Raw genomic sequence first — 604 nt, forward strand, 5'->3', positions numbered from 1 at the left:
TCGGCGTGGGGGCGCTCCGTGTGCTCCGCGGACGGGGTGGTGCCGTCGGCGGGGCGGGGGGCCGGGAGGTCGGGGGCGGTGCGGCCTGCCGCGGTGGGCTCCGGGGCGGCGTGACCGACGGCCGTGTGCCCGACGGCCGTATGACCGGCTGCCGTTGCCGGAGCGCCGTGACCGGTGGCCGTGCGGTCCGGGAGGCGGGGTGCCGCGTCAGGGGCGGGCTTCGCCGGGTCGGGGGTGCCGGGCGCGGCGGGGCCCGGGTCCAGCTGGTGCTGGGCCTCGGCGAGGCTGATCCCCCGCTGGAAGGCCGCCATCAGGTCGGGGTCGTGACCGGCGACGTCGTCGGTGTCCTGGCGGGGCGCGGGACCGTCCTTGAGCTGGGGCACGATGTGCTCCTGGGCGCGACGGCGGGGTAGCCGGGGCTTGTCCATGGTGCCGCGGACCGGGGAGCCGCCGCGCGGGGTGAGCGGCTGGAGGCCGTTCTCCTCCAGGACGAGACGGTCCTCGGCGGTGATGCCCGGCACCGCCTCGGCGGGGGTGGCCCGGCTCTCGCGCGCGTGCCGTGCGGGCAGGGGCGGCGCGACGGCCGGAGCACCGGTGTCCGGCA

Annotated in this window: 1 pseudogene; it reads right to left on the reverse strand. The window is 79.6% G+C overall.

The features are described from left to right. A pseudogene (locus G3I53_RS34200) lies at positions 1–604 on the reverse strand (ATP-binding protein); the annotation flags it as partial.

Origin of the sequence: Streptomyces sp. SID14436 (assembly GCF_010548465.1) — a bacterium.
Taxonomy (GTDB): domain Bacteria; phylum Actinomycetota; class Actinomycetes; order Streptomycetales; family Streptomycetaceae; genus Streptomyces.